Genomic DNA, 14,940 nt, shown 5'->3' on the forward strand with positions numbered 1-14,940 from the left:
GGTGCGCCCGGCGGGGGCCCCGGGGTTGTTGCGGGGTTTTTTGAGGTTGGGGGGTTGGCTGGGTGGGGGTGGCGGGGTCCGGTGGCCGGCCAGCCCCCCAGTGTGAACCTCGGCCGAGGCGTCAGGGTGATCCTCGGCCGACCGTTCGGCCTGGGGTTGCTGTGTCACGGTCGGGGCACACCTCGCGGCTCCTTCTGGCCATGCAACCGTGCTGGCCGAAAATGTGTCTCTGAGCGCATGGCGTGGTCGCTGCGGAGTGGGTGGGGCTCCGGGCGACACGGCGCGACCGCGACACGCGGCCAAAGCGGCCTGGGGGATGGAATGCATGCATGGGAAGTGCCCGGATACACCGAGTCGCTCGAACTCGGGTCGGGGGCGAGCGGGCGGGTCGTCCTGGCCGTCCACGAGGAGACCGGCGTTCCGGTCGCGGTGAAGTACCTCAGCGAGTCACTGCGCACCCGGCCGGGCTTCGTGCACGACTTTCGGGCCGAGGCGCGGCTGCTCGGCGGACTTGAGAGTCCGTACGTCACCGGGTTGTACGAGTATGTGGAGAGCCCGTACGGCGCCGCCATCGTGATGGAGCTGGTGGACGGGATCTCGCTGCGGACCCTGCTGTCCCGTCAGGGTCCGCTCGGCCCCGAGGCCGCGCTCGTCATCCTCAAGGGATCGCTGCTCGGTCTGGCCGATGCCCACAGCGTCGGCGTCGTCCACCGCGACTACAAGCCCGAGAACGTCCTGGTCGTGCCGGACGGGTCGTCCAAGCTCGTCGACTTCGGGATCGCGGTGGACGCGGGCACCAGCGCCGGCGTGGCGGGTACGCCGTCCTACATGGCCCCGGAGCAGTGGACCGGCGCGCCCGCCTCGCCCGCCGCCGACGTGTACGCGGCCACAGCCACCTTCTTCGAGTGCCTGACCGGCCACAAGCCGTACTCGGGCGACAACCTCGCCGAGCTGGCCCTGAAGCACGTCGACGCACCCGTCCCCGCCGAGGAGGCCCCCGAGGCGGTACGTGAGCTCGTGCGCCGCGGCCTGGCCAAGGACCCGGCGGAACGGCCCGCGCAGGCCGAGGAGTTCGTCACGGAATTGGAGACCGTCGCCGGCGCCGCCTACGGATCCGACTGGGAGGAACGTGGCCGGGGCCGGCTCGCCGCGCTTGTGGCACTTCTGCCACTGCTGCTGCCCTCGGCCCGCAGCACCCCCCGGAGCACCACGGACACCGCACGCACGGTTCTGCGCCAACGGCCAGGCCCCGGCCCGGCGCGGTCATGGCTGCCCGGCCGGACCGGAATGCTGGTGTCGGGTGCCGCCGTGCTCCTCGGAATTCTCCTGACATACGGAATTCCGTACACCCCGGGGACCGCAGCGCAGCGAGCGGCGCAGGCCCTGGCCACGACCAGCGCCCAGCCTGGGGCGAAGCCGGCCGGGACCACCGCGCCGACCGCCTCGGCCTCTTCGTCCCCGTCCCCGACGTCCACAGCGTCGGGTGGCCCGTCATCCTCGCCCGGTGAGTCGCCCTCGGGTGCGACGGCCACCGATATCGAGGAGCCCTCGGCCTCTGCCGCCCCGCCCGGGGGTCAGGTGACTACGCCACCCAGCGGCGTGGACACCACGGTGACGCCGACGACCGCCCCTCCCGCATCGCCTGCCGCGCCCGCCGTCAAGGACGTCGCCGTGGTGGGCTTCCGGCAGACGGGTTCCACGACCGCGACCGCGACCATCGACGTCACCACGGACGGCACCGGGCCGGTCTCCATCACCGTCTCGTGGTTCACGAGCGCCTTCGCAGGACAGCTCGACACTCCCGACGGGGCGTCCCAGACCTTCACGCGAAGCGGAGCCACCCAGTACTCGATCACCGTCGACCACACCTTCCAGAACGCCGGATGCTACTGGTCGGTCCAGGCCACGACCGACCCGGGCGCCCCTGGCGGAGGTGCCTCTCAACAGCTTCTGACCAGGCAGTGTGACATCCGATGACGACTCAGAACGACAGCACTCCCGCGTCCGCCGAGGACCTTGAGCCGACGCCGACGAAGATCCTCGTACCCGCCGAGAACCACGAGCCGACGCAAGTCCTCGCATCCGCCGACGACCACGCCGCCACCCTCGCCCTGGCCTCCGCCGACGGCCGCGCCCAGAGCGACGAGCCCAGCTCCACCGACGCCGAGTACAGCGCCACCATGCTGGCCAGTCACTGGATACAGAGGCCCGCGACGGACGACTCTCTCGACGGCCGGCCCACCCCGCCGACGCGGCCGACACCCCCGCCCGACCGCGTCGAAGGCACCGTGCTGCGTTTCGGCCCCGGAGTCACCGCCGCCGTGGCGCACCGCACTCACCGGACAATCCCCGCCGTGCCGGCGCCCCCGCCACCCCCTCACCGGCGGCTGCGCAGACACGCTCTGCCCGCGCTGGTGCTGCTGTGCGTCCTCGCGTTCCTCGCCTGGCAACGCCTTGGGCCGTCCGTCGAGGTGAGCAGTGTGGCGGTCACCGCCCGGCCGACGGTTCTGGGGTGCGACGACACGGCGGACATCGTCGGCCTCGTCCGGACGAACGGCCGCCCGGGCACCCTCACCTACCGGTGGACCCGCAGCGACGACACCACCTCCGAAGTCCTGCGTGAAGTCGTGGTCCGCGGCCAGCGACAGGCACGTCTCCACCTGCTGTGGACTTTCCAGGGCGAGGGACAGCGCTCGGCGCGGGCCGAACTGCAGATCATCTCGCCCGTCCAGAGCACGGCCGGCACCCAGTTCACATACGACTGCCGCTGACGCCCCCTCTCGCCTGTTCGTGGAGGAGCGCCGGCTGTGCGAGGGCCGAGGCTCAGCTGTGGGCGGTGGTGTCGCCGGACTCGTGCGCGGTACGGGACGAGTCCCCCCGAGATGCGGAGTGTACTGACCCCCCGTCAGCACACTCCGCATCTCCTGATGCACACCAGCACTTCGGTTCAACAGGCCGAACTAGACCGAGAAGCCGTACGGGAAGGGATCAGCTGCCGGTGAGGGAGATGGCTATGTCCGTGATGTTCAGCGGGAACTGGTAGATCGGGGTCACCGCACCGGTGAACAGGTTGACCGTGTAGAGCGTCGGGGTTGCGGCGCCGTACGGGGTGAGGGAGGCGAAGGCGGCGTTGTCGACCGTCTTGCCACCGCTCAGCGTGCTGTAGATGTCCATGCCGGCCTTGAGCTGCGCGTCGATGCCGAGGCTGCCGGTCGGGGCGAGGGTGCCGTTGTTGGCCGGGGACTGGATGACGACCTGGTCGCTGGTCGTGTTGACGTCGAACAGGGTGGTCGCCGTGGCCGCGTTGAGGTCGTTGTTCGTGTACGCGGCGGCTGTGACGCCCTTGGTCGTGCCTTCGGCCGGCGGGGTCGTGAGGTTCAGGTCCTGGATGGTCGTGTGGTCGTTCAGGTTGTGCCGCAGGTTCTGGCCGTTGTCGCTGATCACGCGGAGCCGGTCGGCCGCAGGGTTGAAGTCGACGCCGAACGCCGTGCCGACCAGCGCGTACTGGAGCTGGGACACCTTGGTGACGACGACGTCCGTGGTCGCCGGCGGGGTCTTGATGGTGTAGATGCCGCCCTTGTTGCCGACGCCGTACAACAGGCCGTCCTGGACCCGGAAGTCGATGCCGACCAGGGCGGTGTCACCGCTGAGCCCGGTGATGACACGCACCCAGTTCAGCACGTCCGGACGGTCGGTCGTGAACGTGGCCATCAGGGTGCCGTCACCGCTGATGCCGAACGCGCGAAGGCTGGGGGTGGCGGCGGGCGCGGCCGAGGCGGAGCCCGGTGCGCTCAGCATCAGCGCCATCGACGTGGCCGTGACCGCGAGCGCCGCCGCAATTCTCTTTCTCATGCCTGCTTTCATCGGTTTTTCCCTCCCGTTTGAGAGCACGCCAACGATTGGCGTCACGAGTGCCGTACGGATGAGGAATTGCTGCACCCGGCCCGTACCGATTTCCGGGCGGGTCCATGGCCGTCCATTACACCGACTTCACACCGCCTCTACAACCGGAACCGGTGACGGAAGCGCCCCGGTCCGGGAATTTTGCGCACAGTGACAAAGAGGTCGGCGATACACCCGCCGTGGATTTATGCGAAGTGATAAACGGCGTCCGGATTTAGCCTGTCCGCCCCTCGGACGGAATGGCATGCTCACCGCTCATGGGGAGCCTCTTCGCCGAACTGGCCCGGCGGGCGACGACCAACGCCCGCAGAGAGGTCGAGACGTATGTACGTGAGATTCCGGAGTTCGGGATCATGGACACGGATCCGCGCGCCATGGCAGAGACGCTGGAGTACGCCGTCTGGCTTCGTCGTCGCACCGTCGAACTGTCCCCGGACAACAACGAGTTGATGGACGAGGATCTGCGCTACATCTCCGCGATGGGCGAGCAGCGCGCCGGGGCGGGGATGTCGCTCGACGCGCGACAACGGGTGCTGCGGGTGCACACCGCGCTGATGCTGCGGGAGATCAACGAGGCAACCGACGCCCAGCGCGGCGGCAGTGTCGACGAACTGATGCGGATGATGGCCTGGTTCGCTCCGCAGGGTGAGCGCGGCATCGGCGCCTACCGCCAGGGATTCGTGACGGTGCTGCGGCGGCGACTGCCGTATGCCGAGCAGGTCGCCCTGCTGGCCCGGTCGTTGCTGGCCGGGGATTCCGTGGTCGCCGAACTCGCCGCGGTGGTGGACATGGATGTGTCCAACTATTACGCGGTGGCTGTCTTCCGTATGGCGGACTGCCCGACTGTCGCAGAGCCCGCCCTCGATAACGAGATCGAGACCCTGGTGAAAACGCACCGAGTACCTGTGACATGGAGCTCTGAAAACGGTTACGAGCGCGGCGAACTGGTCGTTCTGATTCCTCGTCCGTCCGACGCCGGGAAAACGGCACCCGATCCGCTGCCCGGCCCATCCGACTCCCCCGGCCTGCCGCCCACCGGGCCCGATCTGCCCGTTCTCGTACGGGATTTCGCCCAGGCCCTCGCCCGCCCCTGCGCCGTCGGCACCGCCTCCGCGCCGCTCGCCGACCTCACCGGCGCCCTCGCACGCGCCCGCCGGATCAGCAGGGCGGCTCCGCTGAGCCGACCGTCCGCCCGGTTGCGGGCGCACACCGTGGCGGATGTCTTCGTCGAACTCGCCGTCGCGGACGTCCCGTTCGTCGAGGACTGGCTCCGCGCGGTGTGCCGCCGCCTGGAGGTCGGCCCCGACCTCCTTCTCACTCTCGACGCCTACTACCACCACGACATGCACCGGGGCGCCACGGCCACGGCCCTCAACGTCCACACCCGCACCCTCGACTACCGCCTCCGCCGCGTTCGGGAGCTGACCGGCATCGCCCCGGGCTCGACGCATGGCGTGCGTGTACTGAGCGCGGTCGTGGCCCGGAGGCTGTCGGGGGCGTGGGAGTGAGGGTGGGTCATGACGCGGCCGTACGGCCGTGTCCGGGGCGCTCCCTGCCGGTGGCCGCGCGCCGCCCTGTTCTGGCGGTGTACGCGGACGCCGGGAGCTTCAGGGACTGGCGGTGTCCGGAGACGCTGGTTGTGTCAGTTCGTCGGGGGTGGTGCGGGCGCCGGGAAGGTGCTGGGCAAGGTCGCCGATGCGCTGTTGATACCGGCCGACGGCGGCCTCCAGCAGTGCGTCGGAGTTTAAGGGGCTTGGTGAGGCGGTGCTGCACAGCTGCTCCAGAGCGTGCTGCAGGTGCCAGTCGGCCACGGTGCGGGCGTGCGCCTGGTACGGGGTGGTGGGCCGGCTGAGGGCTCCGGCGGCCAGGGTCCACATCAGGGCAGTGGCGATCGGGGCATGGGGCGCGTCCGGTGCCTCATCCACGTCGGCCGTGCGGGTGCGCCGCGCTTCGAGGGCGGCGGCGAACCGCGCGCCGAGACCGGGCCCACAGCGCTCATCGATCAGTGCCCGGACTTGGGCGGTCTGCCGCAGTGCGCGGCGGCCGAGGAAGTCGCACAGTGCCTCACTGGGCCCTTCGAAGATCCGATAGACACGCAGGTCCCGGTACATACGGGCAGCCATGTTCGCCTCGTCGTACCCCAGGCCACCCATCAACTGCACCAGCACATCCGCGGCCTCGACCGCCCACTCCGCGCCCAGAACCTTGGCCGTGACGACACCTTCGATCTCGACCACTTGGCCGGCGTCCAGCCGGTCGGCCTGGTTGTAGACCAGCGCTTCGAGGATGTCGGCGCGGGCGATGGTCTCGGCCAGCCAAGCGCGCACCCAGGCCCGGTCCTTCAACACGAGCCCGCCGGTACTGCGGCGGGCGGCGAACCGGCTGCCGATCTGGATGACCCGTTTCAGCGCCCCCAGAGCGAAGGCGGCCACCCCGAGCCGGGAGGCACTCATGGAGTCCATGGCCACCGCGCGGCCATCGCCGTCGGCCAGCACATGGCTGTCCGGCACCGTCACGTCGACGAAGTGCATGCGACTTTGCACCATGCCGCGCTGGCCGAGCGTCAGATGTTCCTCACCGGGATACACCCCGGGAAGGGCGGTGGGCACCGCCAGGGCGATCAGCGAGGAACCAGAGCCCGAGGTCCTCTGCGGCCGGGCGAGGACCGTGGAGATTGCGGCCCAGGTGCCGTTGCCGATGAGGTGCTTGCTGCCGTTGAGCAGCCACCCGCCGTGGGCCGGGCGGGCGATGGTGGACAAGTGGGTGAAGTCGCTGCCGGCGCCGGGTTCGGTCTGGGCATAGGCGCCCAGCGTCCGCCCGCTGGCCAGCAGTGGCAGCCACTGCTGTTTGACCTGCTCACCGGCCCATACCGACAGGGCCCGGGTGCCGGGGAACAGCGAGGTGCACAGCCATGTGCCGAGCGCGGTGTCGATCGCCATCAGCTGCTCGAAGACCCGGAACATGTCGACGAACCGCAGCGCGGTACCACCGTGTCGTTCTTCGATGAGCGGGCCGAACAAGCCGGCGGTGCCGAAGTCCTGGACGATGTACGGCGGGATGCACCGCCGTTCGTCGATCAGCTGGGAGTTGATGCGGCGCGGTGCGTAGTCGCGCAGCCAGGCGATCTGCTCGTCCGCGCGGCGGCGGCTCACCTCGGGAGGCGCCGTTGCCGTACGTCGTGACAGCCCCCATCGGCCCCCGCTCGCGGGTTGCCGGTGCCCCGGTGCCCCGGTGCTCATCGACGTGTCCACCACCGTGTCCTCCCAAGCCGAGCCGTAGCGGCTGATTCCGGGCCGCGGTCACGGGGCGGCGAAGGCCAGGACGGCGTTCTGGCCGCCGAAGCCGCTGGAGTTGCTCAGCACGAGCCCGATGCGCTGTGAGCGCGGTGCTCCGACCACGACATCCACCTCGACCCTGGGATCGAGGCAGTCCACGTTGGCCGTCGGGGGCACGGTCTGTTCCGCGATGGCGCGTACCGTCAGTGCCGCCTCGATGGCGCCGGCCGCGCCCATGGTGTGCCCCAGCGTGCCCTTGGAAGCGGTGACGCTGGCCCTGCGTCCGACGAGCCGAGCCAGCAGGCCGGCTTCGAGCAGATCGCCCTTGGGCGTACCGGTGGCGTGTGCGTTGACGTGGTCGACCTCGTCGGCCGACGCACCGGCCTGGGCCAGGGCCGAGACCATCGCCTGGCGAAGCCCGACACCCTCGGGGTGCGGGTCGGTGATGTGATGGGCGTCCGCGGAGGCTCCGAAACCGACCAGCCTCGCCAGCACCGGGGCCTTGCGGGCGGCCGCGTGTGCGGTTCGCTCCAGCACCAGGACCGCCGCGCCCTCGCCGAGCACGAAGCCGTCGCGGGTGGCGTCGAAAGGGCGCGAGGCCGCGGCGGGCTCGTTCGTGCCGGAGGCGAGCGCGTCCATGCGCGCGAACGCGGCGGACACGATCGGGGTGATGGGGGCGTCGCTGCCGCCGGCCAGCACGATGTCGCACACTCCGGCGTGCACGAGTTGGGCGCCCATCCCGATCGCGGTGCCCCCCGAGGCGCAGGCGGTGGAGGTGGCGAAGCTGGGGCCGCGCGCTCCCCAGTGCACACACAGCTGGCCGGGCAGCATGTTGGGCGCGAACATCGGCACCGTCAGGACCGACACCTTCTCCCCCCGCAGCTGCCGTGCCACCTGCGCCTGGAGGGTCGTCACGCCGCCGAACGCGGTGCCGACCACCACCCCGACCCGGGGCGCATCCCATTCGGCAGGGTCGAGACCGGCCATGGCCAGCGCTTCCTCACCGGCGACGAAGGCCAACTGGCTGTAGCGGTCGGTACGCCGCGCCCAGGCGCCGCCGAGCTGGAGCACCGGGTCCAGGTCCGGCACCCGGCAGCCAGGGCGTATCTGTTGACCGACACGTCGCCATGAACTCTGCAACGCCGAGCGGGAATTCGTCCGGCCGTCACCGCCCGTGCCGTTTCTCCGACGGCAACGGCCGGCTGACAGGATGGCCACGTGCCAAAAAGCCGATCGACAACCTATGTGCGGATAGTCGAAGTTCTCACCGACCTCGGAATGATCACCGAGGAGAAGGCCCGAAGGGTCCTGGACGACGCCGCCGAGTACGCGACCGAGCCGATGGAGCGACCCCATGAAATCGCCGGTGCCCTCGAATCCTTCGGCGTGGCCGTCTCCATCCACTCCGAAGACGTGGACTTCGCCGACACCCACTACGAATGGCTGCTGAACGAGGCCGCAGCCCTCATCGGAGGCAACGTCACCGTATGCGACTACCGCTTCGAGAAGGACAATCCCGACGACGAAGACTGCGGACTGGGGACGATGCACTTCGAGTGCAACGGCACGCACCACTCCTTCGGCGTCGAGCAGGAATCGAACGACTACCTCGACATGGGAGCGGCACAGGCAGCCATCGAGGCACTCGCACCCGATGACGACCCCCGGACATTCTGCTGCGTCAAACAGGAAGGCTCACAACTCGACGACGACATCATGGTCCTGGCCTCGCCGGAGCAGCGCGAGGGTCTCCGCCTGCACCTGGGCCTCACGTTCGAACCACCATTGCATCAATCCTGACCGCCAATCGTGCACGCACGCGATGGTCCCCCGGCCTCCACGGAAAGGGCGCGGACGGCCCGGTCGTCATCGGACGCGCGCCTCGCTCACGCCGTCCGTGTGCAGGACGACGATCTCCGACGGTTCGAGCAGGTGCACCGTCGTGCCCGCCGCACCCGGTGCCAGTGCGCCCAGCCCCAGTGGCAGCCCGGGTGCCGCGTTACGGATGATCGCCCCCACCCCGAAGGGCGTCTCGCACGCGTCGTACAGATCCCCGGCACGAGCGTGCCGCCCTCCTCGGCCTCGTAGAACCCGGCGGCGGGCACCCGGCCGAGCTGCGCGGCACCGGACGCAGCAGTGTCCGCTGCATCGCCTCGGCGACCGAGTTGGCCCGGATCAGATACTGGGCCGCTCCCGTTGCCTGGCCCGCGCGACGCTGGCGGCCCGGCCGGGCGGCGGCTTCCTGTGCGCAGGTCTCGGGGTGGCCCTGACGGATCTGCATGGGCACACCTTCGCCATCGGCAAGAACCCACCAGATCTCTCTCCTCACGGGTGGGCGACCGTCGCTGCCTGCGGCCGTACCGCCTTCATCGACGGCCTAGCTGACCACAGCCGCTCGTCGGGGCCGTCTCCGTCCCGACGAGCCGTCGCGCGTACGTGTTCCCGGCGGATCAGATTTCAGCGGCGGCGACGCGCCAGGCGAAGTTGTCGTATCCGGCACGGCCATCACACGGACGATGGCGTCCACCACGCGATGCTCAGCATTGCCCGTCTGCACATCCTCTGCCTCACGGGTCCTCGTGCCAGCCAGCCCGCGCTTGGTCGGCGGGAAATGCCTGGCCACATAACCTGCAGATCAGGCTGTACATCGCCTTGCCGCCTCTTCTGACTCCTCGCACGATGCCAGTCAGCCGCGAAGTCTGGGGGTCACCATGAGCGCTACGCGTACACAGGGAAAGGGCCTGATCGCCAGCTGGTCGTTCCTCGGCCTCACCCTTGTTGCACTGGCGGCAGCGACGCCGCTCTTGCTTGCCGGTGCCGCGAGCACCCGCACCGACTGGGCCCAACTCGCCAGCGTCAGTCAGGCCTACGCAGCCAACTCCGTGCCCTTCTCCGGCATCGCGCTCGCCGGTGTTGCCGCATCCCTGGCCTACCAAGCCCGGCAGGTCCACAACGATCGAGAGGACGCCCAGCTCGCAGCACATCGAGAATTGACGTCGTGGCTGCTCAACGACCCGGACCTACTGGTGTGTTGGGGACCCCCGCCCCGGCCCATCTCAGCGTCGCGGGCCAAGCAGCACGCCTACGTGAATCTGATCATCAGCTTCTGGCACGCGGACTTCATCGTCCACCGCCTCAACGCAGCAGTCGTGCAGGGAGCTGCCGCCCACCTGTTCCAAGGGGAGATCGGCCGCGAATTCTGGGAGATGCAAGGAGAGAACTGGAAAAGCACGGCCACCACACGAGGGCGGCGCAGTAAGCGATTCGCCGAACTGGTTGACGAAGGGTTCGCCCGAGCCTGCGCAGCCGGGCCTCCGATTCCGGCCTCCCTGTTCTACATACCCAGTCCCCCCTCGCCGGGTGCTGCTTGAGGTGAAACGTCCGCGAACCCAGTTGGCGCGGCATACGCACCTGGATGCACCGCCCTCAACATCGTCTGTACCAGCACCCTTTGATGGCAAGCCAGGCCTGTCCGCATATGTCGGTAGCTGCCGACGATGGTGGGGCACTTGCTGATCGCTCGACCTCTCGCCACGGAGGTGGCTGCATGTTCCTTCATGCCTCGTTTGCTACCCCAAGCACAACCCTTTGGCCAGCGTGTCAAGGAAGAAGCGAAATACTCTAACCACTCAAGCCGGCGAAAACGCGATCGCCGACAGCCAGAGGTTATTCCCCGCTCTATCCAGGCTGCCGCAACCGCTTCACGGCGGATCCTCATGGAGGGTGCCGCACGGACAGCTTCGAAGGGATGTCTCCGCGCCGTCAGCTGTTGCCGTCTTCCGCTGCGGGATGAAGAAACGCAGACTCATCCGCAAGACGGTGACGCCCTGCCGGGCCATGCCCCGCACCCCGCCGCCTACTTCGCCCGACAGGTAGACCACCACGGCTCCTGCGAGCAGTCCCGCCATGCTGATCAATCGGTGCTGTCGCCACCTGACCCGCAGCAGTTCGGCCATCAAGACCAGCTGGACACGAGGGGCCCGTTCCCGTTGGGCCGCCGTGATGGCCGTATTTAGGATCTTGGACGCCTCCACTGTCTCGCCCTGCCGCAGGTGCCAGCGTGCCCAGGTTCCCTGCAGCAGCTGGTATCCGTTGCTGCGTTGCCCGACCAGCGCGAACGTCTCCTCGGCCCTGCGCAGGTGGTAGCGGGCGTCGTCCGCGGGCCCGTGATCGATCAGGATTTCGGCGATGCGCTGATGGTAGTAGCCGTGGCCGGTGAGGTAGTCGTCGGAGCACTGCTCCGCTTCTGCGAACAGCTCGATGGCGGCACGATGTTCGCCGCGTGCCGCGGCCAGTCTCCCGAGGTAGTGCAGTGCTGTGGCCATCGGCTGCGTGACTGCAGGAACATCTGGCCCCTGTCGTCCCAGACGTACGGCTTTCTCGAAATGCTCCCGGGCTGTCGTCGGGTCTGTGTAGTAGTAGCTCAGCCCGGTGGTGGTCTCGAAGTCGGCGCGCAGGAAGCCCGCGCCGTCTGTACTCAACGCGTTCTCGCATCGAGCGAGTACCTCCCGGGCCTGGGAGTACTCGCTGGTGTCGACGCAGAAGCGGGCCAGAGTCAGCTGAGCGACGAGGCGTTCCCGGCCGGGGTGCGCGATAGAAACAGCACGCTCGATGAAGCCACGGCGCACAGGGTCTCCGTTGGCGAGACCAGCCTGAAAGCGTGCGGCCGCGAGGTAGTGACTGGAGACGGCAGCTCCTCGTCCTTCCAGGGTCTGGATCAGCTCAAGTGCGTCGGCCAGGAACTCGGTGTAATAGCGGTACTCGCTTCCTGCGCCGACCGTCAGGAAGGTGTCCATGGCGAGTGCCACGAGATCCCCGAGACGGGGGCTGTCCAGTTCCTCCTGCACCAGCAGGGCACCGTCGAGCAAGGTCGCCAGGCGCGGTATCTGCGCGGTAGCGGCGAAGCTGGACGGGGCGGCGAGAGCCGCGTCGATTCGCAGCGGGAACTCCCGAGTCGCTTCACGTAGGGAAAGGAGCTGCCATTTGGACAGTGCTTCCTGATCGTGGCTCACGCCGGGCTATTCCTTCCGTGCGCGGGCCAGCGGACAAGTGTGCTCGTACAGAAGGCTGTGGATGGAATAGCGCTGGTTCCGGTCGGATGCCCGTACAAGATTGAGCCGACAGGCCGTCTCCAGTAGACGGTCGAAGGCTTGCTGGCTTGGAGCCTTGCTTTCCGCGCGCAGATCCTCATAGGGCATCGCACCGCCCCGGCCGTTGGCGCAGAACGAGAACAACAGGGAAAGAGCCTCCTCCTGTGTGCTCTGCGCCGCCAGTTCGTCCAGGGACCGGTCGAACAGCCAGGTGCGTACCCGGTTGCCGAGTCCGCCGCCCTCGGAGACCGAGGTGAGCTCGTTGATGATCCGCGCCAGGGGCTTGCCGCTCAGCACGTACCGGCTGACGATCACCTTGATCAGGAAGGGGTTGCCCTCCGTGATCCGGTAGATGGCCTTGAGGTCGCTGTCGCGCGCCATGGACAGATCAGAGCTGCTGTCCCGGGCCGCCAGCCGGACGAGATCGTAAGTGTGACTCTCGCTCAAAGGCGTGATGCTGATGTTCCGCACATCGAGTTCGTTACGCTCCGAACCCCACCGGGTCGTGGCCACGATCTTGTGGGGCGCACCCATACCGAGAGAGCGCAATTTGTCGATGACCTGGTCTGCAGCGGCCACGATCTCCAGATTGTCGACGACCACAAGGATCTTCGCGTCGCTGAGGCGCCGCCTGAGGTGATCCGCGATCTCCGGCTCCCACAGGGCCTGGCTGTCGGGGAGGTCACAGCCCAGTTGCTCCGCGATCATCGCCAGGAGGTCGTGCCAGTAGATCGAGTTGACTGCTGTCGAGCTGGCGTCCTCCGCATAGAAGTGGGTGTTCCTGGCCGACGCCCACACGATGTGGGTGAAGTCGCCGGTTCGCGCGACGCGCTCGGCGGCTGCGTAGGTAATGGCGGTCTTACCGAGTCCGCCGCCGCCCCACACTGCCACGGCTGCGGTGGATGCCGAACTTCGGATGGCATCGGTCAGTCGCGCCATGACGTCGTCCACGTGAATTAGTTCTTCCCGCGCCAGGAGCACATGTCTGCTCCAGCCGGTCAAGCGCTCGTTTGGGATCATGGACGGCGCAGGGTTCTGGGGCTCGCGCCGTACGGCTTCGCTACGGACAGCGACAAGCTCGTCCCGGAGCACACGGTAGGACAGATGCTCAAGTGAACCAGGCCTGATGATGCTGAAGTGGTCACCCGGCAGGGAGCCTCTGTTACGGAACACTCCCTGGCCGGCTCCCCTGGGTACGATGTTGTCCGAGTCTCCTGCGTACGCCGTTATTGGAATGGGGCATGTTTCCGCGCGGACCTCAGTCGCATGGTCCACACGCGCGATCACGGTTTGCTGAGCGTCCATCACAGCCTCAGTGAGCGTGCGCAGTTGCTGGCGCTGCACGTTGCGCTTCAGCAACGGCAGACTGTCCGCCAGCTGAGCACCCGAGTGGGGGCAGGCATACATAATGATCCGGCGGATGTGCTCCAGTTCCGTGCCGTGGCCGGCACTGAGCATCCGATGCAGGTAACGCTGCACAATCAGCCCGCCCTGGCTGTGTGTCACCAGCACAAAGTCACGGATCGTCTTCGGTCGCGTCTTCAAATAGACCTTGAGGGTGTCCGCGATGTCGTCGTACGAGGGAACCCGCCGCAGTGGATTGAACGACATCAGGGGGGACGAGTATTCGAAGAGCATCGGCTCCACGAACGACAGTTCCCCGTCTTCGGCGAGGCGCTTGGTGAAATGCCGCCATGTCTTGCCCTTGGACAAGAACCCGTGGACGAAGACAACACCGATCTGCTGCGAACCAACCATGATCGCCCTCGTTCCGATCACCCGGTTTTCGGCATCAAGTTACTGCGGTCACAGCGCTGTTGTCTTGCGTACGGTCCGATCAGAGCCTGCGCAGCCGCCACCCCGCTCCGGGATGCCACACAACCCAACGCCGGGACGTGGTCTCGACTCCATGGCGAGCCGTTGCTGGGACATCCGCGCCGGACGGTACCGCGGCCCCGCCTTCGGCCCTTCCCACGCTGCCGAAACCATGTTCTCCATGGGATTCAGCAGCAGCGGAAGGGTGATGTACTTCAGCATCGACGACCGCGGCATAGAAGTGTGGGACACGCGCACCGGGCGGCTGGCACGCTGTCCGGCGCCCTCTCCCGGGCCACACCCGGTGAACCCGAGGAAGCGTCCGTGGTGGCCTTCTCCCCGGACGGCACCACCCTCGCCGTCGCCGGGAACCAGGGCACCGTGCAGTTGTGGGACGTGGTCTCCCAGCAACCCCTCGGCCCCGCCCTGCCCACTCCGGGCGACGGCATCCTGTCCCTGGCCTTCAGCCCGGACGGCGGCACGCTGTACGCCGCGGGTGAACACGTACCGTGGCAGAAGTACGACATCGATCCGGACCGAGCCGTCGGCACGGTGTGCACACACGCCGGAGTTCGCTCTCCCCAGCCGCTTGGAGCAGGTTCCTCTCCGAGGTCCCCTACCGGCGGCTTTGCCGATCTTGAGCGCCGCGCTACGACGGAACCGGTAGGCCGACGATCGTGACGCTCTGCCGTTCAGGAAGCCGAGTGGGCATGGCCGTGAGGCGGGCGAATGCGCTGTTCAACTCGTGCCTGGCTCAGGTCCCCCCCGCCGGTTTGAGGGGGGGGGAACGGTTGTCCTTGGGGGAGTTAATGTAGGCAATCTGGCGCCCATATGCCGGCTATAAGGCCGCTTACTGG

The 14,940-nt window shown here is 68.1% G+C and carries 12 protein-coding genes; 6 read left to right on the forward strand and 6 right to left on the reverse strand.

The window, feature by feature from the left end; all coding sequences use genetic code 11:
* The first annotated feature begins 321 nt into the window (after positions 1 to 321).
* Both ACFWYS_RS14665 and ACFWYS_RS14670 read left to right on the forward strand, forming a co-directional pair.
* Positions 322 to 1,977 carry a serine/threonine-protein kinase gene (locus tag ACFWYS_RS14665; RefSeq protein WP_384767484.1) on the forward strand — a complete coding sequence of 552 codons (1,656 nt, stop codon included), beginning with the start codon at positions 322 to 324 and terminating at the stop codon, positions 1,975 to 1,977.
* The gene (locus ACFWYS_RS14670; RefSeq protein ID WP_384767487.1) at positions 1,974 to 2,771 is read left to right on the forward strand and encodes a hypothetical protein; all 798 of its coding nucleotides are present in this window, start codon (positions 1,974 to 1,976) and stop codon (positions 2,769 to 2,771) included. The genes ACFWYS_RS14665 and ACFWYS_RS14670 overlap by 4 nt, the downstream gene beginning before the upstream one ends.
* 217 nt (positions 2,772 to 2,988) lie before the next feature.
* On the opposite strand, the gene ACFWYS_RS14675 is transcribed toward ACFWYS_RS14670, so the two are convergent.
* On the reverse strand, positions 2,989 to 3,852 hold the full coding sequence (locus ACFWYS_RS14675) for a DUF4394 domain-containing protein (RefSeq protein ID WP_384767490.1): 864 nt from the start codon (positions 3,850 to 3,852) through the stop codon (positions 2,989 to 2,991).
* Between the two features lie 308 nt (positions 3,853 to 4,160).
* On the opposite strand from ACFWYS_RS14675, the gene ACFWYS_RS14680 reads away from it, so the two are divergent.
* A complete protein-coding gene (locus tag ACFWYS_RS14680) occupies positions 4,161 to 5,411 on the forward strand; it encodes a helix-turn-helix domain-containing protein (RefSeq protein WP_384767493.1) in 1,251 nt (416 codons plus the stop codon).
* A gap of 99 nt (positions 5,412 to 5,510) precedes the next feature.
* Here the strand turns inward: ACFWYS_RS14680 and ACFWYS_RS14685 are convergent, their stop codons facing one another.
* Together ACFWYS_RS14685 and ACFWYS_RS14690 are read right to left on the reverse strand one after the other, a co-directional pair.
* Positions 5,511 to 7,055: an acyl-CoA dehydrogenase family protein gene (locus tag ACFWYS_RS14685; protein WP_384767496.1), complete on the reverse strand. Its 1,545-nt coding sequence runs from the start codon at positions 7,053 to 7,055 to the stop codon at positions 5,511 to 5,513.
* Positions 7,056 to 7,202: 147 nt separating this feature from the next.
* Positions 7,203 to 8,267 (reverse strand): beta-ketoacyl-[acyl-carrier-protein] synthase family protein, encoded by a 1,065-nt coding sequence (locus tag ACFWYS_RS14690; RefSeq protein ID WP_384767498.1) that lies wholly within the window; start codon positions 8,265 to 8,267, stop codon positions 7,203 to 7,205.
* A gap of 189 nt (positions 8,268 to 8,456) precedes the next feature.
* Here ACFWYS_RS14690 and ACFWYS_RS14695 point away from each other — a divergent pair, with 189 nt between their 5' ends.
* Positions 8,457 to 8,978 carry a hypothetical protein gene (locus ACFWYS_RS14695; RefSeq protein WP_384767501.1) on the forward strand — a complete coding sequence of 174 codons (522 nt, stop codon included), beginning with the start codon at positions 8,457 to 8,459 and terminating at the stop codon, positions 8,976 to 8,978.
* Between the two features lie 66 nt (positions 8,979 to 9,044).
* On the opposite strand, the gene ACFWYS_RS14700 is transcribed toward ACFWYS_RS14695, so the two are convergent.
* Entirely contained in the window at positions 9,045 to 9,197 is a 153-nt protein-coding gene (locus ACFWYS_RS14700) for a hypothetical protein (protein WP_384767504.1), read from the reverse strand.
* A 692-nt stretch (positions 9,198 to 9,889) separates the two neighbouring features.
* Here ACFWYS_RS14700 and ACFWYS_RS14705 point away from each other — a divergent pair.
* Positions 9,890 to 10,549, forward strand: coding sequence for a DUF6082 family protein (locus ACFWYS_RS14705; RefSeq protein WP_384767507.1), 660 nt, complete (start codon positions 9,890 to 9,892; stop codon positions 10,547 to 10,549).
* 330 nt (positions 10,550 to 10,879) lie between these two features.
* Here the strand turns inward: ACFWYS_RS14705 and ACFWYS_RS14710 are convergent, their stop codons facing one another.
* Entirely contained in the window at positions 10,880 to 12,190 is a 1,311-nt protein-coding gene (locus tag ACFWYS_RS14710; RefSeq protein WP_384767511.1) for a tetratricopeptide repeat protein, read from the reverse strand.
* 6 nt (positions 12,191 to 12,196) lie between these two features.
* Entirely contained in the window at positions 12,197 to 14,026 is a 1,830-nt protein-coding gene (locus tag ACFWYS_RS14715) for an alpha/beta fold hydrolase (protein ID WP_384767514.1), read from the reverse strand.
* Positions 14,027 to 14,326: 300 nt separating this feature from the next.
* Here ACFWYS_RS14715 and ACFWYS_RS14720 point away from each other — a divergent pair, with 300 nt between their 5' ends.
* The gene (locus ACFWYS_RS14720; RefSeq protein ID WP_384767516.1) at positions 14,327 to 14,764 is read left to right on the forward strand and encodes a WD40 repeat domain-containing protein; all 438 of its coding nucleotides are present in this window, start codon (positions 14,327 to 14,329) and stop codon (positions 14,762 to 14,764) included.
* The last annotated feature ends 176 nt before the right edge of the window (positions 14,765 to 14,940 follow it).

The organism is Streptomyces sp. NPDC059010 (assembly GCF_042740355.1).
In the GTDB taxonomy this organism is placed as follows: Bacteria; Actinomycetota; Actinomycetes; order Streptomycetales; family Streptomycetaceae; genus Streptomyces.

Bases quoted from the DNA above. Each gene is read 5' to 3' on its own strand.
- ACFWYS_RS14670 (WP_384767487.1), top strand. From the start codon at position 1,974: ATGACGACTCAGAACGACAGCACTCCCGCGTCCGCCGAGGACCTTGAG.
- ACFWYS_RS14705 (WP_384767507.1), top strand. From the start codon at position 9,890: ATGAGCGCTACGCGTACACAGGGAAAGGGCCTGATCGCCAGCTGGTCG.
- ACFWYS_RS14680 (WP_384767493.1), top strand. From the start codon at position 4,161: ATGGGGAGCCTCTTCGCCGAACTGGCCCGGCGGGCGACGACCAACGCC.
- ACFWYS_RS14715 (WP_384767514.1), bottom strand. From the start codon at position 14,026: ATGGTTGGTTCGCAGCAGATCGGTGTTGTCTTCGTCCACGGGTTCTTG.
- ACFWYS_RS14695 (WP_384767501.1), top strand. From the start codon at position 8,457: ATGATCACCGAGGAGAAGGCCCGAAGGGTCCTGGACGACGCCGCCGAG.
- ACFWYS_RS14675 (WP_384767490.1), bottom strand. From the start codon at position 3,852: ATGAGAAAGAGAATTGCGGCGGCGCTCGCGGTCACGGCCACGTCGATG.
- ACFWYS_RS14665 (WP_384767484.1), top strand. From the start codon at position 322: ATGCATGCATGGGAAGTGCCCGGATACACCGAGTCGCTCGAACTCGGG.